This is a genomic window from Phytoactinopolyspora endophytica (assembly GCF_004138495.1).
Taxonomy (GTDB): Bacteria; Actinomycetota; Actinomycetes; order Jiangellales; family Jiangellaceae; genus Phytoactinopolyspora; species Phytoactinopolyspora endophytica.
In genome coordinates this window covers 7,609-8,292 of record NZ_ML142867.1, presented here as the reverse complement: position 1 = coordinate 8,292, position 684 = coordinate 7,609, and the positions used below count along the sequence as shown (strand labels likewise).

Genomic DNA, 684 nt, shown 5'->3' with positions numbered 1-684 from the left:
GTCGCGTCCTGTCACCAATGCCCGTCCCGCGCTGCCCTCAGCTGCTCAGCGGGAACCTCGCTGAGAAGGCCGGCCTGCCGGCCGACGGCGTGTCCGGGCCCTCCCGTGGCAGGGGCCGGGCACGTGAAATACCAGGTCAGGTGGGATGCGCTTGTATCCGCGCAGGTAGCGAGGACGAGCTGGCCTGTAAGCCGGATTCTGTGCCTCCCGGCGGACCGGGAGCGGCGGCCATCCATCTGGGGCCGCCGTTGCCGGCGGCCTCGTGCGGTCTACCCGGGGACTCGGGCGGGCAACCCTCGAACATCCCCTGTCTGACCTTGCTCCGGGTGGGGTTTACCAAGCCGTCCTGGTCACCCAGGACGCTGGTGGTCTCTTACACCACCGTTTCACCCTTACCCGCGCACCGGAGCACGCGGGCGGTCTGCTTTCTGTGGCACTGTCCCGCGGGTCACCCCGGGTGGGCGTTACCCACCACCCTGCCCTGTGGAGTCCGGACTTTCCTCGGCGGCACTCAAGGTGCCGACGCGGCCGCCCGGCCAGCTCGTCCTCGTCTGTCGAGAATACCCCGCTCACGCCGCCGTGATCACCAGCGGGCCCGGTTCGGGGCGCCAAGGTTGCCGATGGTCACGATGCGTGGGCTTCGGAGGCGAGCAGAGCGGCGCCGATGATGCCGCCGTCGTTGCG

At 70.0% G+C, this 684-nt stretch carries 1 other RNA gene; it reads right to left on the bottom strand.

What is annotated here, in order from left to right:
* Nucleotides 1-171: 171 nt before the first annotated feature.
* Nucleotides 172-544, bottom strand: an RNA gene (gene rnpB, locus ELR45_RS27765) — RNase P RNA component class A.
* Between the last annotated feature and the right edge of the window lie 140 nt (nucleotides 545-684).